Below are 24,393 nucleotides of genomic sequence, written 5' to 3'. Positions count from 1 at the left end.
TTTCAGTATCTCCTTATCTTAATCACATAATTCCCCATAGCCAGCTATATGGAACAGATTGGACAAGTATTTTTATACGAGCCTATAATTATCAAAAAATTATGATTAATCCTTTGATAATTATCAGTATATTCCTGATACATGATTAAGTTTGCCACTTCAACATTGTAGCTGGTTGTTGAAGTGGCAAACTAACAGCTCTAATAAAAAATAAAAGGTTATACAACATACGCTTTCGTTAATTTAAAGATTTCAAATGGCTTTCATCACCATCAGTACTTAAACATAAAAATAACCTATCAGCTCTCTGTTTGTTATAGTATACCGATTAAGGTGTTTTCAACTTTTATCTATTTAATCTTTACAAAGTAAACCATAAGTATCAAAAACTTTTTCATAATTACCTATAGGAGGATACATATCAACAAAAACACAGTTCTTACACTCCGTTTTACTACGTGTCAAAAATCAAAATGTATCCCTATCGAACCGCTACTCTATTGTCGGCAATAACCGTTCTACCGCTACGGACTGGATATAATCTCCCAGGTTATTCAATTCTCGATATTCGAAACCGACGAAATGTCGTTCTCCCATCCGGATCAGTCGATCGTTCCTTCCAATCGATCTCCGAACTGGTTGATCAGAACCAACCGGTATGTCTGTCCCGGATCCAATGCCTCTATATATAAGGTAGCCGGATATGTTTTTTTTCATCGTACTGCATTTATCAGGTTACAAATGCAATATTACCAATATCCGTTCATATTCACTAATTATTTCGCCGATATTTTTTAACAATATTAGTTTTTCACCATCAATCTCTTGATATCCAACATAAAAATCCGAATAACCACAATACTTACAGTTCAAATTACAAGAATCTGTAACCTCAAACACAAGTTGCTTCAAATTCAACAAATTATGAATTATTTGTTTTGAATTCACTTCCAAAAACCATCATGTTTAAAGCATCCTTTATTTTTTATGCTTCATTAACATGATTACCGCATTTTCCTCTTCTGTCATTTTAGAAGCAATTTCTTTTAATTCTCCTTGTAGATAACCTTTCTTGTAGGCATTAACCAAGTCAAAGGCATCGAGTGACTCCACCGAAGCGATTTCATCGTTGATGTTCTTCCCCTTCAATCTTAAATATTTCTGATATTTATAATCTTTATTATGAAGCGTACAATGATATACGGTTTTCTGCTGCTTGTCGTAAACCAAATCTTTTTCTTCTCCATTGCGTGCTTTTTCATACGTCCGCATAAAATCATATTTGTCAGTAATAATATCAGTATAAAGAAATATTTCAGGGTTCATGGAGTGTATAGAAGGTATTCTGCACATATAAGGAATCAGACCTTTTTCATCACTGTATCTATAAATTGTATCAGAGGATGGTTCGTTTAAAAGTATTCGATCACGGAACTTATGTATGGGGTTAGGGGTATTTGCAAGAGAATATGTCATATGTGTTTTTTCATCCCTTGATAAAATAATCAAAGTCGATGTCCGCTTATTAAGCGGTACATTTATTTCTTTTATGATGCTTCCATCAGATTTTGATAGGATGTAAAAAGAGGGTGATTCTACTGCTTTAGGATTTGATTCTCCGGAACCATCCCAACAAATGATATGCTCTTTATCATAATTCGTTAGTTGATAATAATATTCCACACCTTTTTTATATGGAAAACTCCTTCTGAAATTGCCATACAGGTCATATACAAGTATTTTTTTTACACTACTAATAAAAATTTCCTCTTTTTCTTCATCCAATAAAACATTTCCTAAGTATAAATACTCTTCTCCGCTATTCCCTTTTCGATTAAATGTACTAATACCTTTTCCTTTTCGATCAAACACATAAATATTTCCATCGCTATTTCGATTCTTGGCAATCAAATATTTACTTCCGCAAGCCATAATTAATCCTCCACACAGAAATTCGTTATTAGTTTCCAATGGAATATACTCTATATCCAAAAAATCCTGTAGAGATAAATCTTTATTTGGAAATTTCTTTGTTACGTCAACCGTAATAAGACCATTTTCTTTGACTTTATTTTCTTGACAGCAGGAGAAAACAAGCATAAGTAAACAGAAGAGGTATAAAGATACCCTATCGAACCGCTGCTCTATTACTGGCAATAACCGTTCTACCGCTACGGACTGGATATAATCTCCCAGATTAATCAATCCTCGATATTCGAAACCGGCAAAACGTCGTTCTCCCATCCGGATCAGTCGATCGTTCCTTCCAATCGATCTCCGAACTGGTTGGTCAGAACCAACCGGTATGTCTGTCCCGGATCCAATGCCTCTATATATAAGGTAGCCGGATATGTTTTTTTTCATCGTACTGCATTTATCAGGTTACAAATGCAATATTACCAATATCCGTTCATATTCACTAATTATTTCGCCGATATTTTTTAACAATATTAGTTTTTCACCATCAATCTCTTAATATCCAACATTAAGATGCTACAGATATTTGTCCGCTTACTATCGGGAATACTTTTTTGTCATACTGAATATCATCAACTTTATATACTCGACGAGATCCATCCAAGAAATATTTGAACAGTGACGCACCTTAACCGGGAAAAGATAAGGAACAACAAGCTGTTTTACTTATCAAGATTTTTTACAATAACCCTTGTTTTTTCTATTTCAAGGGAAAACAAGTACAATCTCAGCCTGTCTTTTTTCCACCGAAACAGCGCTTTCACTAACATACCGGCAAACGGGCCGCCGGACTGGCAGAAATTGCATGGCATTTGGATATCTTATTCTCCATATCCCTTACACTTCGAAAAGACGGAACTGCCGATGAGTAGAATATTTGGGAAAACGAAGGAGAGGGGAAAGGGATATTGCCCGGATCCGGAGGGTCTTTTCAAGGGAATCGAAACCTTATTTCCACGACGACCGTCTTCATTGCCCTGACGACCGTCTTCATCGCTCCGGGCTGCCGGATTCACTCTATACGAAGTCGGACTTCGTGGCGATGAAGACGGTCGTCGGGAAGAAAAAACGCGCACCTCACGGGAATGGCCTCCCAAAGGCCTTATTTTCGATCCGTAAACAACTGTTCGAAGAACATTTGACGGATGGGTTTCAAGTCATTTTCAAGATGTTTTTTACAATAAGGGGGGATCAATTGCTTGTCATACGCTTGATAATACTGTAAGCATTGATGATCCCTAATTCCCCGGCTTTGCTCAGATCGGCGATTCCCCGGTTGGCATCTCCCTGAGAAAGGCGTGCCAATCCACGGTTGAAATAAGCCTCGGCAAATTCCGGATCACGCTGGATCGCCTCGCTGTAATCCTGGATGGCAGCGCGGAAATCGCGTTGCGCACAACGCAGGTTTCCACGATTGAAATAAGCATATACGAAACCCGGATTCAATTTGATTACCATGTCGTAATCACGCGTAATCATTTCATGTTCGTAAGCCCGCTTATTGTCTTTCAGGGATGCGGAAACCGGATCGGATGTCGACGGTGTACGGACAGCCGTCGGATTCTTGCCCATCTTTAGATTCATGCTCATGGCAGAAAAATCATCCTGGGCACTGGCTGCTTGAGACATATTATAGTCAAGCTGCTTATACCGAACGACAGCCCGGTTGAAATAAGCCATCGCAAAATTGGGGTCCTGTTCGATCACCTTCGTATAGTCCTTAATCGCTTCGGTAAAGTCCTGTACAAGCATAAAATCCAAAGCGCGCCCGAAATAGGCATCCACATCGTTCGGATTCTTCACTATGCGGGCCGAGAAATTATCGATAGAAGCGAAATGCACGGCAACCTGATCTTCCGTAAGGGCGGCTTCCTCGTTTGTGATACGCAACTTACGTTCCAATACCAGACGGGCATTATAGGCTTCCACCATCTTATCATAATAAACCAATTTCTTTACCGGATCGACTTTTTCGTAATAGGTCAGGACAAACATCGGTTCCAGATCCACACGCACGTTGCGGTCTTGTACCCGCCCGCGTATTTCGCTATTATACTTCGTCTTACGCACCTCTTCTTCATCATACACGACAAGACGATTGAACTTATCGATGTTCTTATCCGATTGCTCACGCGTATTTTCATCTTTTGATGCCGGACCGGCCGGTTGATTCTCTCCATCGTTGTCATTTTTGGAAGCGACCGCTGTTCCTGAAGCGTTTCCATTCTTCTTTTTCTGCTCCATATTATAGGCAGTCCAGTAATCGCGGTCGGCGCCCACCTCATCATGCATTTTCCGCTTCACTTCCGCACGGCTGTAATAACCGGCCACAAAGTTCGGATACTGCTGCAATACGACATCGAAATCATGTACGGAACCTTGATAATCTCCCGTCTCGTAACGCAACAACGCACGGTTGTAATAAGCCATATAGTTGTCCGGCTCGATCTCGATCACAACGTCGAAGTCTTCGATAGCCCGGTTATTATCCCCGATCTGTGCACGAAGCAATCCCCGGTTGAACCGGGCAATCAGGTTGTGGCTGTCCATGCTGACCACCTGGTCGTAATCTGCCATAGCGCCACGCAAGTCCTTCAACTGGTAGCGGACCAGACCTCTATTGATATAATAACCGCTCTCACGGGTATTCAGACGGATGGCCTCGTTCAGATCGGCAAGCGCGTCTTTCATATTGTTCATCTGGTAATGCAGAATCGCCCGGTTGCCATAAGCAGGGGCATAATAAGGATCCATGCTGATCGCCTTATCATAGTCGGCAAGCGCTTTGACCGTATCGCCTTTCTCGGTGTACATCGCACCACGCGTCAGATAGTTCATGGAATATTTGGGATGGGCCGCCATCAGTTCGTCAAACACCTTTTCAGCCTCTTCAAAATCTTTCTTCTGGATATTGGCAACCGCCATGTTCACCAGCATCTGGCGGTCCTCCGCCTTAAACTCCAGCCCTTTCCTGTAATCTTCTATTGCTTCGGCGAACTTCTCCTGGCTTTGGCGGGCAATGCCGCGTGCGTAATATGCCTGTACCAAGAAAGGATTCCGCTCAAGGCAAAGCGTACAGTCTTCTTCGGCTCCTTTATAATCGTCCAGATTGATTTTTGCCACAGCACGGTAGAAATACGGTTCGGCCAACCAGGGTTTCGATTTGATAACCTGATTGAAATATTGTATCGAAAGGACATAGTCCTCAAAATACAAAGCGTTACGTCCGATAGTCAACACACGGTCGGTATTGATTTGTGCAAACATGGCTAACGAACACAGCTGGAATATAAATAAAAGAATCGCTTTCTTCATCGATTATAAAAATATTCAACATTGATCGGTCGCAAAAGTAAGTAAATAATCTTAGCCGTTAAAACCAATCTATAAAAAAAGCTTTCACAGACTGCAAAACAGTGTGAAAGCTTTCTCTATTTACTTGCCTCGGTTATTTACTTCGGCTGAATCTTAACCATCAAATGGTCCTTGGGGATCTTATCACCTTCCGTTACCCCCAGCTCGACAATCGTTCCGGCAACGGGAGCTACCACCCGGTTGTACATCTTCATCGCCTGATGGATCAGAAGCAGCTGGCCGGCTTCAACTTCCTGCCCTTGCCGTACTTCCACTTTAACGATCGTTCCGGGAAGATGAGAAATCACATCACCGACAAAGGGCTTATGCCACATTTTACGGTTTTTATATTTTGCAGTCAGCGTCGTCTTGTATTTGCGGGCCGTTACTACAAAATCCACATATTCGTTATCTTTCTCTTTCTTTTCCATATTTAAAAGTTTTTACAGCGTTAATTAGAACGGAGGCAATCCGTGCTTCTTAGCCGGTCTGTATTCCTCTTTCAATACAGAAAGTTTAAGTGCGTGAAGCAACAATGAACGTGTTTCTTTCGGTTCGATAACAGAATCGATGAACCCTTTGGAGGCGGCCACGTAAGGATTTGCGAATTTCTCGATATATTCTTTCACCTTTTCCTGACGCATTGCGTTCTGGTCTTCGGCTTCCATGATCTCCTTACGGAAGATAATGTTGGCTGCTCCTTCCGGTCCCATCACCGCAATTTCCGCACTCGGCCAAGCAAACATGAAGTCCGCACCCAAATGGCGTGAGTTCATGGCGATATAACCGCCGCCATAAGCCTTACGCAGGATAACCGTGATCTTGGGAACTGTCGCTTCGGAATAAGCATACAATACTTTCGCGCCGTGACGGATCACACCGGCATGCTCCTGGTCGACACCCGGCAAATAACCCGGCATATCTTCCAATGTGATAATAGGAATATTGAAAGAATCGCAGAAACGGATAAAACGTGCAGCTTTATCGGCACTGTCGCAATCCAGCACGCCAGCCAATACCATCGGCTGGTTGGCCACGAAACCGACAGTTTCGCCTCCCATACGGCCGAAACCGATCACGATGTTGGCAGCCCATAATTCCTGTACTTCCAGGAAGTCGGAATCGTCCACGATACATTTGATCACGTTACGTACGTCGTACGGCTGTTTCGGATCTGCCGGAACCACATCTTCGATGTTCATTACCGCAGCAGGCTCCTTCGATTCCGCCACTTTCGCACGTTCCTGGTTATTCCACGGGATAAAGCTTACCAGACGTTTAACCTGCTCGAAACATTCCTGCTCGCTCTGTGCATAGAAATGAGCGTTGCCGGTTGTTTCCGCATGAACACGGGCACCGCCCAAGTCTTCCATAGAGATATCTTCGCCCAACACGGTCTTGATCACATTCGGACCTGTAATGAACATCTTGGAGATGTTTTCCACTACAAACACGAAGTCCGTCAAAGCCGGAGAATATACTGCGCCACCGGCACAAGGTCCCAGAATCAGAGAAATCTGAGGAATAACACCGGAGGCGATTGTATTGCGATAGAATATTTCACCATAACCCGCCAATGCACCTACACCTTCCTGGATACGCGCACCGCCCGAGTCGTTGATGCCTATAATCGGACATTTCATTTTCAGAGCATGATCCATGATCTTCGTGATCTTACGTGCATGCTGCAAGCCCAGCGAACCACCGGCAACCGTAAAGTCCTGTGCATAGATACAAACCGGAGCACCGAAGATCGTACCTGTACCTGTAACAACACCATCACCTGGTAAATCCTTCTTATCCATACCGAAATCACGACCGTCGTGCTTCACGAACAAGTCATATTCGTGGAAAGAATTCTTGTCCAACAAGGATAGAATACGATCACGGGCAGTCAATTTACCCATCGCGATCTGCTTTTCGATAGCAGCTTCGCCTCCACCCATCTCAACGACGGCTTTCTTTTCCCTGAGGGCCTGAATGTTTTTACTTAAATCTGTCATACTGATTAGTTAATAGAGTTCTTATTACTTACCAACCGCTTTTGCCTTATACGAGCAACGGGCTGTACCTTTAATAATACTATTTAGTTTGCTTTTATTCAACTGGCGGCGGATTCCTGAAATATTGTCGATGAATACATGGCCTTCCAAATGTTCACACTCATGCTGCACGACACGGGCAGCAAATCCCTCCACCGTTTCTTCCTGTTCTTTCAGGTCTTCATCCAAGTATTTCACACGTACTTTTGTCGAACGGGCTACTTTCTCATGCACACCCGGCAGACTCAGGCAACCTTCTTCCATCGAAACCTCTTCTTCGCTTTTCTCAAGGAAAACAGGATTGATCATTGCACGCTTGAAACCTTTGCATTCGGGAAAATCATCTCCCATCACGTCGGCGTCGATTACCAAAAGACGCAATGACAAACCGACCTGCGGAGCGGCCAGCCCTACGCCATCGGCATTGTACATCGTTTCAAACATATTGGCTACCAATTGTTTCAGCCCCGGATAGTCCATCGGAACTTCTTCAGCCTCTTTCCTCAGCACAGGCTGTCCATATAAATATACGGGTAAAATCATAACTTTTATAACTGATATTTCTTATTTTCCAAATATGATTGCAAGATAATAACGGCACTGATCTCGTCCACCAATCCTTTATCCTGCCTTTTCTTTTTCTTCAATCCTCCGTCCAGCATTGCCTTATGCGCCAAAACGGAAGTAAACCGTTCGTCGTAATACTCTACCGGAATGTTCGGAATGGTCCGCTTCAGATGTGTCACAAAAGCCTCCACGTATTTCATGTTTTCTGAAGGTTCATTGTTCATCTGCTTCGGAAGCCCGACGACAAACCGTTCAACAGGTTCATGTGAGACATAATCAGCCAGAAACTTTGTCAGTTCACCGCTCGGCACGGTTGTCAGTCCGTTTGCAATCATCTGCAAGGTATCCGTAACCGCCAGCCCGGTACGTTTCCGGCCATAATCAATTGCTATAATCCTTCCCATCGGGTACAAAGATAACACAAAATCAGTTTCCAATTACACATATACACAAAAAGTGTGCAATTTAACGCTTAATACGCGTTCTTTTCTCCCTTGAACATATTGAGAACCGTTACGACTATAATCTTAAGATCCAGGAAGAAAGACCAGTTCTCGATATACCAGACATCCCGTTTCACACGGCCTTCCATTTGTTCCAACGTTTTCGTTTCTCCCCTATAGCCTGTCACCTGCGCCCAACCTGTCACACCCGGTTTAACCAGGTGGCGAACCATATACTTGTCGATCAGCGCAGAGTATTGCTCGGTATGTTTCAGCATGTGGGGACGCGGCCCCACGACCGACATTTCCCCTCTCAACACATTAATAAACTGGGGAAACTCGTCCAGGTTCGTCCGGCGAAGAAAATCTCCGACCTTCGTCTTACGCGGGTCATTCTTCACAGCCTGCAAGGAATCCGCCTGTGCATTGACCTTCATCGTACGAAACTTATAGCACCTGAAATCCTGTCCGTACAATCCCGTTCTTTTTTGCTTGAACAAGATCGGTCCCGGAGAGCTTAGCTTGATCATGATACCGACCACGACATACAGTATCGGGAATATGGTCACCAGGATTATTGTCGAAAAAAGAATATCGAATGTACGTTTCAACGCCCGGTTGTAAGCTGCCTGCAAGGGCTCGCGACGGACAGTCATCAAAGGAATAGACTCCAGGACCTCCATCACCAGGCTCTTCTTCAGGTTACGATAGAATTCCGGCACGATATAAAAACGAATCATGTGTTTCTCCGCAAAATTCAGCAAACGCACGATCTTCTCATCATTCGTACCCGGCAAAGTACAGTAGATTTCATCCACATCATTAGCCAGCACAAAGCTTTCCACCTCATTCGTCATTCCCAAATAATTCGGCAAGACAGATTTCAAGGACAGATTATCATCAAAGAATCCCAAGATATTGAAACCATACGACAAATCGTCTTTCATTACCTTATACAGCTCCATCCCGTTCTTTCCGGCTCCGACAATCACGATCTTCTTAAAGTTATATCCTTTCCGTCGGTACATCTTCAAAGTCACACGCACAATAACACGCCACAACGAAAAGATAACGACCGTAACGATATAATAAATCAGCAGGAAAGTCGCCAGCACATCCCCGACATTCAAGAAAATCAGGCAGGTGGCAAACAGGAAAGTCATAATCGTAACCAAAAGGAACGCTCTCTGCACAATCTTGTCAATAAAGACAATGGACATGTGCAATTGCAAAGGGACGAAATAAAGGGAGAAGAAATAGCAGAAATTCAACAGAAGCACTACCTCACGCAGACTTCCGGTGATGGCAGATGTATATAAATTATTCAATCCATAGTAGACAATAAAGAAAAGAAGATTCAGAACGATCAAATCCCCAACGCCTATCAGCCATTGAATAAGATATCCATGTTTTTTATTTAACTCCATAATAACGCGCTAAAATCATGCAAAAATAAGCATTATTTCCGAGCAAAAAAAAGGCTGCACACGATTATGTGCAGCCTTTCGGGATATAATCAAAAATTAATTAATTATTTGCAGACATGATAACCACGCGGTTCCAATTGTTTTCGCTGTATGGTTGAACGTCAGAGCCCTTCCACTCGATCGTGATCTGGTTAGAAGAGATACCGTATTTGTCGATCAACTCTTTGGCAACGGCTCTTGCACGCTTTTCAGAAAGCTGCATATTGTAAGAACCTGTACCTGTTTTCTTATCAGCATAACCGATGACTTTGATAGGCACATTGTTATCTTTCATGAACTGTGCAGTATTAAAGATGCTAACCTGCTGGTTCTTGTCGATCTTAGCGCTATTGATACGGAAGTACACTACATTGTCTACATAGTTGTTAACAACATTAGTTACAACTTCTTCACATTCAGGACAAGAAACCGGACGTTTGCTCAGCTCGTCGTTTTCAGCACGCAAGGCGTTGATCTGACCGTTCAGGTCGTTCAGCAAAGCGTAGTCCATCGGTTCCAATACTTCGAAATCAGTCTTACCCAGTTTGAAAGTCAAACCTGCGCTCAACTGTCCGATACCGTCAGTCAGGTGATACATAGAAACGCGGTTAAACTGTTCGTTCAGCAATGAACCCTGAACTTCAACGTTCAGATCTACGCGTTTGCTCAAACGGAATGCAGTCAGGATACCGAAGTTGACCGTCGGAGATTCTGTTCTTGCAATACCTCCGTTATCATCAGAGTTCTTGAAACGCTGTGCATAACCAAGACCGATCCACGGAATCAAACGGAACACCTTCTTTTCGTTATAAGGAGCCCAGAAATTAGTTACGTCCCACAACAAATCGGCATGAGCAGCTGCGTATTTATTGTGCTGCATGAATGTAGCACCGGTATTTTCAAAACCATGCAATACGCCGCCATTCAACTGGAGACGCAGAGCCAAATACGGATTAAACCACTTACCGACGGAGAACTGTGGAGCGAAATTCAAACGATTCTTAAAATCGGCTTCATTGTTCTGATCGCCAAACAAAACACTTGCACCACCTGCAATAGAGATAAACCAGTTGTCGCCAGCTTTGTTCTTTTTAAAGTTTGTTTTATAGCCTGCCTCATTGCTAAATCCAACCTGAGGTTTAAATTCCTGTGCAGACACAGAGAAAACGAAACCTGATAACAAAGCTAAAAGTAATACTTTAGTCTTCATATTCATCAACATTTTAATTAAACAATCAATTACCTATAATATTTGCTCAAACATAGTGCAAAATTAACTCTTTTTCTAATTATAACAAATAAAAACAATAAAAGTTCGACTCTACTCGAAATAATTCAAGATTTCATAGCCGCCTTTTCTAAGATACGATTCCTTCTTCATCAACTTTATATCGTTCGACATCATATCCTCAATCAAAGCTGCCAAGTCGTACTTAGGTTCCCATCCCAAACGAGTACGCGCCTTTGTCGCATCGCCGATCAGCAAATCGACTTCGGTCGGACGGAAATACTGTGGATCTACACCAACGACCTCATCCCCAATCCGTTTCCTTATATTATCGAGATAAGCCTCGCCGACTCTTTCAATAAACACATTTTCGTCAATATAGTTTAAGACAGCCACCTCATTAACATTATCTCCTTTAAAAATAATTTCCACGCCTATCTCGGCGAACGCCATTTTCAAGAAGTCGCGGATGGTGGTCGTGATCCCCGTCGCAATGACATAATCGGACGGTTCGTCCTGCTGGAGGATAGCATACATCGCACGGACATAGTCCTTTGCATGTCCCCAGTCACGTTTGGAAGAAAGATTCCCCATGTAAACCTTTTTCTGCATGCCCAAGGCAATCCGGGAGACGGCCCGCGTCACCTTACGGGTCACGAATGTTTCCCCTCTCAAGGGAGACTCATGGTTGAACAAAATACCGTTCGATGCATGCATTTTATAAGCTTCACGATAGTTCACCGTTATCCAGTAACCATAAAGTTTGGCCACGGCATACGGACTTCTCGGATAAAAAGGAGTCGTCTCTTTCTGCGGCACTTCCTGCACCAGGCCATAAAGTTCGGATGTGGAAGCCTGATAAATGCGTGTCTTGGGGATCAGGTTCAGCAAACGAACCGCTTCCAGAATACGCAAAACCCCCAGACCATCGGCATTAGCCGTATATTCGGGAGTATCGAAACTCACTTTCACATGACTCATGGCCGCCAGATTATAAATTTCATCCGGCTGGATCTCACCGATGATGCGAGTCAGGTTCAAACTGTCGGTCAGGTCACCATAATGTAGGATCAGGTTACGATTTTCCACATGCGGGTCCTGATAAAGATGGTCGATACGATCCGTGTTAAACATGGACGACCGGCGTTTGATACCATGCACTACATATCCTTTCTTGATCAGGTACTCGGCCAGGTAAGCCCCGTCCTGTCCTGTTATTCCTGTTATTAAAGCAACTTTACTCATCGTTGTTAAACGGAAGACGCAACAACCTCCCTATTTTTAATTTTTTAATTTTTAATTCTTAATTCTCCAAGTACCAGCCATAAAGGCGCTCAACCCCTTCGTCTATCTCAATCGTATGATGCCAGCCCAAAGCATGCAACTTCGTGACATCCGTCAGTTTGCGCATCGTCCCGTCCGGTTTGGACGAATCAAATACGATCTCACCTGTAAACCCTACCTTTTCCCGGATCAGGAAAGCCACTTCACGGATAGAAAGTTCCTTGCCAGTACCTATATTGATATGCGTATTCCGGATATCGCCGGTAGCAGGACGGACATCGGCAAAATCGACCTTCTCCATCACATAGACGGAAGCATCCGCCATCTCCTCGCTCCAAAGGAACTCACGAAGCGGTTTGCCAGTCCCCCACAACTCCACTTTACCCGGATAGATGCCGTACTTGGCAAGCACATCCAATATCTCGGATTCGGAAGCATCGCCGGATACGTTTTCAACCGGACGCGTATTCAGGTCCTTCCGGAGCGAACCCCAATCCCCTTCGGAAAGACACTTGCCTAAATGCACTTTACGAATCATGGCCGGCAGCACATGCGAAGTCTCCAGATTAAAATTATCATTCGGGCCATACAGGTTGGTCGGCATCACTGCGATATAGTTAGTCCCGTATTGCAAGTTGTAACTCTCGCACATCTTGATCCCGGCTATCTTGGCTATCGCGTAGGGTTCATTCGTATATTCGAGCGGCGAAGTGAGCAAGCAATCCTCCGGCATCGGTTGCGGAGCATTTCCCGGATAGATACAAGTACTGCCCAAGAACAGGAGTTTCTTTACCTCATTCAGATAAGAAGCATGAAGCACATTGTTCTGAATCATCAGATTCTCGTAGATGAAGTCAGCCCGGTAGCGGCTGTTCGCCATAATCCCTCCGACATGGGCGGCCGAGAGGAACACATATTCCGGCTTTTCGGCAGCAAAGAACTCATGAACGGCCTGCTGATCGGTCAAATCCAGTTCCGCATGCGTACGCAGGACGAAGTTCGTGTAACCTTTCGCCTTCAGATTCTTCAGAATGGCGGAACCGACCAGTCCCCGATGACCTGCTACAAATATTTTACTTTCCTTATTCATTCTCTCCTTTTATCAAATTCAGCAGATATTGTCCATATTGGTTCTTCAGCATCGGAGTGGCAACCCGCCTCAACCGTTCCGCATCGATCCAGCCGTTCCGGTAAGCCACTTCTTCCAGGCAGGCTATTTTCAGTCCTTGCCGCTTCTCTATCACCTCGACGAAGGTAGAGGCTTCGGAAAGAGAATCGTGCGTGCCGGTGTCAAGCCATGCAAAACCACGCCCCAAGAGCTGGACTTTCAATTCCTCCTCCTTTAGGAATTCCTGGTTGACAGTCGTAATCTCCAGTTCCCCGCGGGCGGAAGGTCGGATCCGTTTGGCGACTTCCACCACCTTATTCGGGTAGAAATAGAGACCGACAACCGCATAATTCGATTTGGGGCATGCCGGCTTTTCTTCAATGCTCAACACATTACCTGCCTCGTCGAATTCGGCCACGCCGTAGCGTTCCGGATCATTGACGTAGTAACCGAAGACGGTTGCTTTTTGTTCGTTTTCCGCATTGGCAACGGCGCCTTTTAACATAGCCGTGAAGCTCTGTCCGTAAAAGATATTATCACCTAAGACCAGGCAAACGGAATCCTTCCCGATGAACTCCTCGCCGATCAAAAAAGCTTGCGCCAATCCGTCAGGCGAAGGTTGTTCGGCATACTCGAAGCGGACACCATAATCGGAACCGTCTCCTAACAGACGCCTGAAACCGGGAAGATCCTGCGGTGTGGAAATCACCAATATCTCACGTATTCCCGCCAGCATCAAGACTGACACCGGATAATAGATCATCGGTTTATCATAAATAGGCAATAACTGTTTTGAAACCCCTTTGGTTATCGGATACAAGCGCGTACCGGACCCTCCTGCTAAAACAATACCTTTCATAATCTTCTATGATTTATGATTTATGATTTATGATACTGGAATCATGTATCAATAATAAATCATAAATCCTTAATAAATATACCGGGGGGCAAATGTATTAAAAATAATTCACTTTACCGGTCCGATGAAACTTTTCTTTCCAAAGGTTTGTTACAAAGTAGATTTCAAAATAATTAAAAAACGAATTTATTATGAAGACTTTTATTGACACAATCAACTTCGGAGTAAAAAACTGGTGGGTTTCCCTGCTGTTGGGCCTGCTTTATATCCTCATCGCAATCTGCCTGATGTTCACACCGCTGGCAAGTTATGTCGCACTGAGTGTTTTGTTTAGTGTATCCATGTTTGTCAGCGGCACGTTGGAAATTCTTTTTGCCGTCACCAATAGAAAGAATATTTCCAGTTGGGGTTGGTATCTGGCAAGCGGTATCATCGACCTGATCTTAGGTATCTACCTGATGGCCAATATCGGCCTGAGCATGGCAGTGCTGCCTTTCATCGTCGCCTTCTGGCTGATGTTCCGCGGTTTCGCTTCAACCGGCTATGCTATGGACCTGAAACGCTACGGGACACGCAACTGGGGCTGGTATATGGCTTTCGGCATACTGGCCATCCTTTGCAGCATCGGCATTATCTGGCAACCGGGCCTCGGAGCGTTATCCCTTGTCTATATGATCGCATACACTTTGCTGATCATCGGCATCTTCCGGGTTATGCTTTCCTTCGAACTGAAGAGCTTGCACAAACGGAACAAAGAATACAACGAATAAATCGTATGCTTTTCTCAGCAGTTTCCAATCCATGAGAAAACTTTCTCACCGGGGAGAGAATATATTCTCATCCGCATGAGAAAAGTTTCTCATTACGACGAGAAAAGATTCTCATCCTTATGAGAAAAAGCCCCTCATAAGACGAAAATCTTTTCTCGCTGTAGCTTCACGATCATTCGCCGGCCATCTTCCGCTTAATAAATACGGCCTTACACTTTGCACAGTCCTTCCGGCAGTTCACTTCGGATACGACAACGGCGGCCGGTCGACCATACGCAAGGTAACCCGCTGTTCGGAGGAGGTTCCGACAAAGCCTAAGCCACCCGATATGTTTTGAGGGACGATGACCGGCTCCATAAAGGTTTCGTTATAATCTTCCGAATTCAGGCAGTTCATCGCACGCAAATAACGATAATAAGATTGTGATATGCTCAGCAGCCGGACCGTGACATCCAAGTAAAAATGATCTTTTCTGTTTAATTCGCTAATATACGGGATAGATGTGTAGACTTTAAGGGTATATGAACCATTTTCAAACCGGCCGTCCGTGAAGACATTGCTGAGATTACGGACAGTCAAGTCCAGGATACCGAACTTGTCATCGTCGGCAGTCGTAAGATGCCCGTCGGTCAACACGATATCCTCCTGGTTGATAATTTCGGGATAAGAGGAAAAGGGACCGTATTGGATACCCGTTTCCGAAGCGATCCTGTATGTATTTTCTTCGATAATAAGACGGTAATAGTTTTTCTCGTTCGGGCGGTCGCGGACCGTTATTTTGTATTGTATACAATCCATCATGCTATAGCTCCCTCTCAGTTGCGTACGAAGCGTATCCACATGGATAGGCTCCTCGATCGGCAACGGGATTTCCACCTCGCAGCCGGCCTCGTATCGCCCGTCTTCGGCTGTCGCCTCAAAACGGATACGGTCACCGGGACGGAAAGGAGTTCTCAATGTGCAATTGGAATCATTGAAAAAATCATAGACCTTCTCCACCTGCGCCGTTTCGGTCTTTTCGCCGTTGACATATACGGTGATGGAACCATTGGAAACACAATCCGCCTGTTGCTCGTCGGCATCGATCAAGCGCAAGGACACTCCGTTTTCTCCTTTTCCGGCTTCGAGGAAAGCGTTCATCAGGAGTTGCGATACCTGCGGCTTGTCCATGTATGGAAGTTCATTCTCACAAGCCGGGAACAGCACGGAAGCCATCATGAATAATATGGACAAATTCTTTTTCATTTTCTATTCCTTTTTTATTAGAACCGGTACGTATAAGTAATCGAAGGGATACAAGGCAGAAGCGTTTGCTTTATCAGCCTCGTTTTCCGCTTCCAGATTGTCTCATTGCCGCCATCCGGCGTCGTATGCTCCACACCGATATATTCTTCTTCCTTATAGACAAGATTCGGAGTCATGGCATTGTAGGCGTTATAGATCGAAATATTCCAGGTCTGCATCCCGTGGCGCAGTTTCTTATGGAAATTGATGCTCAGATTCAACCGGTGGCTGACAGGGAGACGGTAATTGTTGCGATGGGAAATATAGTCGATCAAGTTGCCTGATGCCGTTCCGGTACGCTGTTCGGCAACCGTAGCCGTTCCTCCCGTATTGAAGATCCAAGTGATCCCTATATCCGTTTTCTTGCTGAAAGCATGGTTCACACAGAGGTTGATGTTGTGGCGGCGGTCGTATTTATAAGGGAAACGCTCGCCGTTGTTGACCGTCCCGTCCTTGAACCGTCGGTCGCTCTTGGCGATCGTATAACCCAGCCATCCCGTTGTTTTCCCGATGGTCTTCTGGACTAAAATCTCCAGGCCGAACGAGCGTCCCCGGCCCATCTCCACCTTTTCCTGCCATCCGCCGGATGATCCGAAAAAGGTGGCGCCATCCTGGTATTCCAATACATTATGCATATCCTTATAATAGCCTTCCAGAGAGAACTCCCACCCTTTCACACCGGTATAATAGCCGCCTGCGGCATACTGGAAGGAGCGCATCGGGCGGATGTTTTTAGTAACCGGGACCCATAAGTCGGTCGGCAGCGAAATCGGCGAGGATGACAGCAGGTGCACATACTGTTCCATCTGCGTGAAGGAGGCTTTTGCCGCAAAATCGTCATGAAAGCGATAACGGGCGGAGAGACGAGGCTGGGCCGACCAGTAACCTCTCCCTTGTATGGAAAACAAGGAAAGGTGGATGCCGGCATTCAGGCTCAGACGGTCGCCGATATCGGCATTGTCTTCGGCATAAAGCGAGAACTCGTGCCCGTGCAGATAGCTGTTCGAGGAATCGTTGTAGACGGTGTCCTGTGCCGTCTGCCCGTCTGCCGCTTCTTTCACACGCGAGGTCGTCACCTCCGGCCGGAAAGTATGATACAGATAGGAAAGTCCGAACTTGACATGATGGTCCGGGACAGGCATATAATCGAAGTCCGTATGGAAACTATAGTCATGTATTCCGGAACGGTAATCGGAATTATAGACATACGATTCGTTTTTATCGGTTATCAGATTGCCATCTTTATCCGTTTCGATGATGTCTTTCCGGTAACTGTCTGCCATGCCCACCTGGTAATGATTGTATGCAACGGTCGTATTGCTGAACAACCGGCTGTTGAAGACATAATTCCACCGTCCGGCGGCAATCGTGTTCCCCCAGTTGAAATCGATCCGACTGTTGTAGAAATACATGCTCGGCCCATAATGATTCGAATAGCCGTCATATTCCTTGTCCTGCTTGTAGTCATAATGATCTTTCCCCTTGTAGAAACTGAGGAACAGACGGCTGCGGTCGGAAAACTTATGATTCACCTTGGCGTTGATATCATAGAAATAGTAATCGTATTTCTTGTCCTCCGGCAAGAACGGCCTCGCCATCAGGTCGAGATAGGTGCGGCGGCCGGTCAGACAAAAAGAGGTTCTGTCTTTCAGGATCGGGCCTTCGAGATGCAGCTTGCTTGTCAACAGGCCGATGCTGACCGTGCCGTGATAATGCCGCATATCGCCGTCGTTCGTCCGGATATCCACGATCGAAGACAGGCGGCCGCCGTAGCGGGCGGGAAAGGAACCTTTGAAAAGCGTGACCTTTTTCATCGCTTCCGGGGTGAAGATGGAGAACACGCCTAACATATGGTCGGCATTATAGATGGGAATGCCATCGAGAAGGATCAGGTTCTGGTCCGGTCCGCCACCCCGCACATACAGACCGCTGAATCCTTCCGTTCCGGCCTGTACGCCGGGCATCAGCTGGATCGTCTTGAGGATGTCGGCCTCTCCCAAGATAGCCGGAGTATTCCTGATCTGCGTCATCGGGATGTCCAACGTGCTCATGCCCGTTGCCCGGATGCCCGTCTCTTTTTTATCGGAAAGGACGATGACTTCCGCCAACCGGTTATGGGTCTGCAGGCGGATGTTCATCACGGTGTCCCGGCTTAAGAGGAAACGGCAATGCTTGGTTTCATACCCTAAATAAGAAAAGGAAAGTCCGGTCTCTCCTTCCGGCAAGGTAAGGCTGTAGAACCCGAAAGGGTTTGTCGAAGTCCCGGTATGCCGGCCGGTTTCCAAGATATTGGCCCCGATCAGCGTTTCCGACGACAAGGAATCGGCAATATATCCGCTAACCGTATAGCTGCGGGAGACAGGCCGCTCACTCAACAAGACGTGCGTACCGGAGATTTTAAACGCGATCGCTTCCTGCCCGAAAGCATATTGCAAGATTTCCTCGATGGTCTTTCGGCGGACATCGAGGGTGACCGGCTGCCGGAGCCGTACCTTCTCGCCGTAGATAAACGAAAAGCCGGTAGAATCCTCCAACTGGCGGACGAAAGCGTCCAGTGCGGCCTGCCGGACCTGGAAGTCCAGACGCGCCGCCCGGTCCTGTGCGGCGAGCGGCGCAATTCTGAAAACTATCCATAACAGAAGAATAAGCCGGGTGATCCGGCGGAGACAATATAGGTAATAATTCATGACTCAATTAAGTTTAGAATGGATCAAGATCGTATCATTTACCCTTGCATAACTGAAATTACCGGCAGACTGAAGCAGATCGAGCATCTGTTCCAAACTCTCGCCTTCGGTGAAATGCGCCCTGATATGAAAATCCTTTATATCTTCATCTGTAATCCTGATTTTTACATGAAAAGCATTTGACAGCTCCCGTGCAATCTCCTGCAACGGCAGATAGTCAAAATGGAAATGGCCGTCGCGCCAGCCGGTAGCCGTATCGTTTTCCCCTGTTTTTTCTTCCTGCAGCGTTTTACCGGCCCGGTTATAAACGGCGCTTTCTCCGGGAGAAAGCATTATCCGACTGTTTTCAGCCGGTGCACGGACGGCAACGGAGCCTTCCAAGAGAGTCGTCTTTACTTCCGCATCGCCGGGATAGGCTTCAACATTAAAGTGTGTACCGAGCACTTCGACCTCGACCGGGTCCGCTTTCACGACAAAGGGATGCCGGACGTCTTTCTCGACTTCGAAATAGGCCTCTCCCTGCAATTGCACTTCCCTCCTGCCCTCTTTGAAACAGTCCGGATAGGTCAAAGAGGAATAGCGGTTCAGCGTCACTTTTGTCTGGTCCGGCAAAGTGATTACCGAGATGGTTGCACCTGCTGAAACGGTTTGCATCGTTGCCGGCTTCCGGTAATCATAGATAAACCAGCTTGCAAGGCATAGAAGGACGGATGCGGCGACGGCTCCCGTCAGACGGAACAGCCTCAGCCGCTTTGTCCGGGGAGAAACGATCCGTCTCTGCAACAACTTCCAACTTTCGGGAGCGGAATAGCGCCCGCGGGGTGAACGCGTGGAGGCGACGAGCTTGTCCAGTGTCTTTTCTATATGATCGTGCGAAGGTTCCATGCTTTTCTCTTCTACTTGATTTCAGAGATAAAGACAGGCGGAAAAAAGAAACTCACTATGTGTTTTATCTAAAAGTAAATGCAAGTTTGTTAAAAAATATCATCACATGATAATCTTTGCACTCTATGGAGAGCATATTCTGAGTATTTATGCTTTCCATACAAAGCAAAAGTTGTATATTTGCATTCAAAGTCAGACGAACATGGATAAATCAATTATCAAATCAATCATCCTTCAGAACCAGGAACGAATAGAAACGATTCCCTTGCAAAAGCGGAAGATAGACTTCGATGAAAAAGGGAATTATGTACTGGTAGGGCTTCGCCGTGCCGGAAAGTCTTTCATGCTTTACCAAAATATACAGGAAAGGATCCGAACCGGTAAATCTCAACGTGAAGATATTCTATACATCAATTTTGAAGACGACCGGCTTCAAATAGGAGGCCTGGAAGATTTGGACACGCTGATAACAGCCTATCACGAAATATACACCGAACGCAAGCCTATCGTTTATTTAGATGAAATCCAAATCATCAACGGATGGGAAAAATTCGCAAGACGCTTGGCCGATACTCAATACCGCGTGTTCATTACAGGCAGCAATGCCAACATGTTGAGCCGGGAGATAGCGACCACTTTGGGAGGAAGATTCATAGCCAGAGAGATATACCCGTTTTCGTTTGAAGAATATCTGATCTACAAAGGCATCCGGCTGGATGCCAACTGGGAATACGCTCCTATCGCGACAAAAGTAAGGGGACTGTTTGATGAATATTTCCATTACGGCGGATTTGCAGAGATATTCAATCGGGCAGATAAAAGGGAATGGATAAACAGTTTATGCCAGAAAATCCTATTGGGAGATATCATTGCAAGAAATGATATCAGAAATGCTCCGCTAATTCGCCTATTAGTAAAAAAACTTGCCGAAAGCGTGATGCAACCCACTACACAGACCCGGCTTTTAAACATATTGCAATCGACCGGCATCAAATTAGGACGAAATACGATCAGTGAGTATCTTTCGTACATGGATGATGCTTATCTTACGTTTAGCATTACAAACTATACCGATAGTTTGGCAGAGCGTATCTCCAACCGAAAACGATATTTCAGCGATAACGGATTGCTCAACAACTATCTGTTCGATCCTACCACCAAACTATTGGAAAATCTGGTGGCCGTAACCTTGCTCAAGAAGTATGGAGGATATGAAGAAGACAATTTGTATTACTATAACAAGGGAGTAGAAGTCGACTTTTATGTGCCTTCTCAGGAATTGGCAATTCAAGTATCCTACAATATCAACGATCTCGATACACGGGAACGCGAAACAAAAGCTCTGCTCAAAATGGCTTCGGTATTCCCGCTGAAGAAACTCATGATCATCACAATGGATCAAGAGACTACTATCCAAGAGGATGAAAACAGCATCGAAGTAGTCCCTGTTTGGAAATGGTTGCTAAAATAAGGTAAACTAAAAATAAAAAAACAGCCGAATTATTTGCAGTTTGTCAGAGAATGCATATATTTGCTGCCGTAATAACAACAAAAGTCATGAGAACAATTATAGTAAATACATATTGGTGGTGGCGCTCTTTACAACTCACAAGGTCGTAAGGAACCAGTCCTCATGTATATACTATCGTGATACAATAAAAGGTCTGTCGCACTTGCGGCAGACCTTTTTTCGTTTAAGGCAATTATAAAGATCCGAAAAGACAAAAACAATAAATAAAAACAGAAGGAAAGATGAAAACGTATCAAGTCGATGAAAACGGGTATTATGGTGAGTTTGGAGGGGCATACGTGCCCGAAATACTTCACCAATGTGTGGAGAACTTACAGAAGAAGTATCTGGAAGTGTTGGAAAGCGACAGCTTCAAGGAAGAATTTAACGGGTTGCTTCGGGACTATGTCGGCCGTCCCTCTCCTCTCTACCTGGCCAAAAGGTTGAGTGAGATGTATGGCTGCAAGATTTATCTGAAGCGTGAAGACCTGAACCATACCGGCGCTCATAAGATCAACAACACGATCGGGCAGATCTTGCTGGCACGCCGGATGGGGAAAACCCGTATCATCGCCGAGACGGGAGCCGGGCAGCATGGCGTGGCGACCGCTACCGTCTGTGCGTTGATGAATATGGAATGTATCGTCTATATGGGTAAGACGGATGTGGAACGCCAGCATGCAAACGTGCAGAAGATGGAGATGTTGGGCGCGACGGTCGTCCCCGTTACTTCCGGCAATATGACGCTGAAAGATGCGACCAACGAGGCGATCCGCGACTGGTGCTGTCATCCTTCCGACACGTACTATATTATCGGATCGACAGTCGGCCCTCATCCTTATCCGGATATGGTGGCACGTTTGCAATCCGTCATCAGCGAAGAGATCAAAAAGCAGTTGTCGGAACAGGAAGGGCGTGACTATCCTGATTATCTGATCGCCTGTGTAGGAGGCGGAAGCAATGCTGCCGGGACGATCTACCATTTTATAGATGATGAACGGGTAAAAATCGTTCTTGCCGAAGCAGGCGGCCTGGGGATTACGACCGGACAAAGCGCGGCAACCATCCAGCTGGGCAAGAAAGGGATCATACACGGGGCGCGTACGTTAGTGATGCAAAACGAGGACGGGCAGATCGAAGAGCCTTATTCCATCTCTGCCGGACTGGACTATCCGGGTATCGGGCCGATCCATGCCAACCTGTCGGAAACACACCGGGCTACGATTCTGGCCGTCAATGATGACGAAGCGTTAGAAGCGGCCTTTTGCCTGACGCGTATCGAGGGGATTATCCCGGCACTTGAAAGTGCGCATGCATTAGGGGCGTTGCCTAAGATAAAATTCAAACCGGAAGATGTCGTTGTCCTGACGGTATCGGGCCGGGGAGATAAGGATATGGAGACTTATATTAAGTATAAATTGAAAAACGAGAAGTGAATAGTGAGAGTCAGGAAGTTCTTCCTATAATCAGTTTTATAATCATCAATTGTCGATCATAATGGACTATACATTTAAAACAATAAGCAGGAAGGTTCTCGGTGACCTTCATACACCTGTCAGTATCTACTTGAAGGTACGGGACGTTTATCCGGAATCGGCGTTGTTGGAAAGTTCCGATTTTCATGGGAATGAAAACAGTCTTTCTTACATCGCGCTTTGTCCGCTGGCAAGTATCGGAATCAATAACGGGGAATGCACCGCTGTTTTTCCTGATGGAAAAAGCGAGGTTACGGCATTGACCGCAACATTCAATGTGGCGGAGGCCATGAATGCGTTTTTGAAGCGTTTCTCGATCGAAGGGCCTGACAGAAAGGTCTGCGGACTGTTCGGATATACGGCTTTCGATGCCGTGCGTTACTTTGAGAACATCCCGGTGATGGAAGCGCACCATGAAGAAAACGATGCTCCCGACATGCTCTACATATTATATAAGTATGTACTTGTCTTCAATCACTTCAAAAATGAACTGACGCTCGTCGAGCTGATGCAATCCGGCGAAAACTCCGGTTTGCAAGAGATAGAGACCTTGATAGAAAACCGGAACTATGCTTCTTATAACTTCCAGGCTACCGGCCCTGAGACATCGCCTGTCAGCGGGGAAGAATATAAAGCAATGGTGCGCGAAGGCATCCGTCATTGCCTCCGTGGAGACGTTTTCCAGATCGTGCTGAGCCGCCGGTTCGAACAACCGTTCAAAGGAGACGACTTCAAGGTTTACAGGGCTCTCCGGAGCATCAATCCCTCTCCCTATCTGTTTTACTTCGACTTCGGAGGATTCCGTATCTTCGGCTCTTCACCTGAAACGCACTGCAAGGTAGCCGACGGAAATGCAAGCATCGACCCGATTGCAGGCACGGCTTTCCGCACGGGAGACGTTGCATTGGACAGACAGCGCACCGAAGCTTTGCTTGCCGATCCGAAAGAGAATGCCGAGCATGTCATGCTGGTTGACCTTGCCCGTAACGACCTCTCGCGCAATGCGCATGACGTACAGGTCGATTTCTACAAGGAAGTGCAATACTACAGTCATGTCATTCATCTGGTATCGCGCGTCAGCGGTGAGATCGATGCTGACAGCAATCCGGTCAAGACCTATATAGATACATTCCCAGCCGGAACATTGAGCGGAGCGCCGAAGGTACGTGCCATGCAGTTGATTACGGATATAGAAAAGCATAATCGGGGCGCTTATGGCGGTTGCATCGGGTTCATCGGCTTTGACGGCGACTTGAACCAGGCGATCACGATCCGTACATTCGTCAGCCGCGGAAACGTCCTGTACTATCAGGCAGGAGCCGGCATTGTCGCCAAAAGCAATGATGAACGGGAATTGCAAGAAGTCAATAACAAATTAGGCGCTTTGAAGAAAGCGATCGATCTGGCAACAACACTTATAAATTGAAAGTTGAAAATTAAAAGTTGAAAGTTTT

18 protein-coding genes are annotated in these 24,393 nt (G+C 45.6%); 4 read left to right on the top strand and 14 right to left on the bottom strand.

Translation table 11 applies throughout. The features are described from left to right. Positions 1-978: 978 nt before the first annotated feature. From ACW6QF_RS00545 to rfbA, 11 genes are all read right to left on the bottom strand, one after another. Positions 979-2,364 (bottom strand): 6-bladed beta-propeller, encoded by a 1,386-nt coding sequence (locus ACW6QF_RS00545; RefSeq protein ID WP_456086414.1) that lies wholly within the window; start codon positions 2,362-2,364, stop codon positions 979-981. A gap of 804 nt (positions 2,365-3,168) precedes the next feature. Next, positions 3,169-5,292, bottom strand: coding sequence for a tetratricopeptide repeat protein (locus tag ACW6QF_RS00540; RefSeq protein WP_456086413.1), 2,124 nt, complete (start codon positions 5,290-5,292; stop codon positions 3,169-3,171). A 137-nt stretch (positions 5,293-5,429) separates the two neighbouring features. Continuing rightward, positions 5,430-5,762, bottom strand: a complete 333-nt coding sequence (locus tag ACW6QF_RS00535) for an acetyl-CoA carboxylase biotin carboxyl carrier protein subunit (RefSeq protein WP_298548715.1) — start codon at positions 5,760-5,762, stop codon at positions 5,430-5,432. A 24-nt stretch (positions 5,763-5,786) separates the two neighbouring features. Next, positions 5,787-7,334, bottom strand: coding sequence for an acyl-CoA carboxylase subunit beta (locus ACW6QF_RS00530; protein WP_008147311.1), 1,548 nt, complete (start codon positions 7,332-7,334; stop codon positions 5,787-5,789). A gap of 24 nt (positions 7,335-7,358) precedes the next feature. Continuing rightward, a complete protein-coding gene (gene def / locus ACW6QF_RS00525; RefSeq protein WP_298548721.1) occupies positions 7,359-7,916 on the bottom strand; it encodes a peptide deformylase in 558 nt (185 codons plus the stop codon). Positions 7,917-7,921: 5 nt separating this feature from the next. Beyond that, positions 7,922-8,344: a Holliday junction resolvase RuvX gene (gene ruvX / locus ACW6QF_RS00520; protein ID WP_186930575.1), complete on the bottom strand. Its 423-nt coding sequence runs from the start codon at positions 8,342-8,344 to the stop codon at positions 7,922-7,924. Between the two features lie 68 nt (positions 8,345-8,412). After that, entirely contained in the window at positions 8,413-9,810 is a 1,398-nt protein-coding gene (locus ACW6QF_RS00515; protein WP_298548725.1) for an undecaprenyl-phosphate glucose phosphotransferase, read from the bottom strand. A 100-nt stretch (positions 9,811-9,910) separates the two neighbouring features. After that, complete coding sequence (locus ACW6QF_RS00510; protein WP_298548728.1) at positions 9,911-11,059, bottom strand: OmpA family protein; 1,149 nt, start codon at positions 11,057-11,059, stop codon at positions 9,911-9,913. A gap of 111 nt (positions 11,060-11,170) precedes the next feature. Further along, entirely contained in the window at positions 11,171-12,322 is a 1,152-nt protein-coding gene (gene gmd / locus ACW6QF_RS00505) for a GDP-mannose 4,6-dehydratase (protein WP_298548730.1), read from the bottom strand. Positions 12,323-12,380: 58 nt separating this feature from the next. Beyond that, entirely contained in the window at positions 12,381-13,451 is a 1,071-nt protein-coding gene (locus ACW6QF_RS00500; protein ID WP_456086412.1) for a GDP-L-fucose synthase family protein, read from the bottom strand. Next, positions 13,444-14,328, bottom strand: coding sequence for a glucose-1-phosphate thymidylyltransferase RfbA (rfbA, locus tag ACW6QF_RS00495; protein ID WP_456086411.1), 885 nt, complete (start codon positions 14,326-14,328; stop codon positions 13,444-13,446). The genes ACW6QF_RS00500 and rfbA overlap by 8 nt, the downstream gene beginning before the upstream one ends. A gap of 191 nt (positions 14,329-14,519) precedes the next feature. On the opposite strand from rfbA, the gene ACW6QF_RS00490 reads away from it, so the two are divergent. Further along, a complete protein-coding gene (locus ACW6QF_RS00490; protein ID WP_298548739.1) occupies positions 14,520-15,098 on the top strand; it encodes an HdeD family acid-resistance protein in 579 nt (192 codons plus the stop codon). A 237-nt stretch (positions 15,099-15,335) separates the two neighbouring features. Here ACW6QF_RS00490 and ACW6QF_RS00485 read toward each other — a convergent pair whose 3' ends face one another. The 3 genes from ACW6QF_RS00485 to ACW6QF_RS00475 are packed head-to-tail and all read right to left on the bottom strand — an operon-like array spanning position 15,336 to position 19,954. Then, positions 15,336-16,343, bottom strand: coding sequence for a DUF4249 domain-containing protein (locus ACW6QF_RS00485; protein WP_456086410.1), 1,008 nt, complete (start codon positions 16,341-16,343; stop codon positions 15,336-15,338). Between the two features lie 17 nt (positions 16,344-16,360). Further along, positions 16,361-19,069, bottom strand: a complete 2,709-nt coding sequence (locus ACW6QF_RS00480) for a carboxypeptidase-like regulatory domain-containing protein (RefSeq protein ID WP_456086409.1) — start codon at positions 19,067-19,069, stop codon at positions 16,361-16,363. A 3-nt stretch (positions 19,070-19,072) separates the two neighbouring features. Beyond that, a complete protein-coding gene (locus tag ACW6QF_RS00475; protein ID WP_456086408.1) occupies positions 19,073-19,954 on the bottom strand; it encodes a FecR family protein in 882 nt (293 codons plus the stop codon). A 202-nt stretch (positions 19,955-20,156) separates the two neighbouring features. Between ACW6QF_RS00475 and ACW6QF_RS00470 the strand changes: the two genes are divergently transcribed. From ACW6QF_RS00470 to ACW6QF_RS00460, 3 genes are all read left to right on the top strand, one after another. After that, on the top strand, positions 20,157-21,425 hold the full coding sequence (locus tag ACW6QF_RS00470; protein WP_298548748.1) for an ATP-binding protein: 1,269 nt from the start codon (positions 20,157-20,159) through the stop codon (positions 21,423-21,425). A 281-nt stretch (positions 21,426-21,706) separates the two neighbouring features. Beyond that, complete coding sequence (gene trpB / locus ACW6QF_RS00465) at positions 21,707-22,900, top strand: tryptophan synthase subunit beta (RefSeq protein ID WP_298548751.1); 1,194 nt, start codon at positions 21,707-21,709, stop codon at positions 22,898-22,900. A gap of 61 nt (positions 22,901-22,961) precedes the next feature. Continuing rightward, entirely contained in the window at positions 22,962-24,365 is a 1,404-nt protein-coding gene (locus ACW6QF_RS00460) for an anthranilate synthase component I family protein (protein WP_456086407.1), read from the top strand. The last annotated feature ends 28 nt before the right edge of the window (positions 24,366-24,393 follow it).

The organism is Parabacteroides sp., assembly GCF_977054455.1.
Note: the sequence above shows the minus strand (reverse complement) of the source record. Positions and strands in the feature narration are given on the sequence as shown.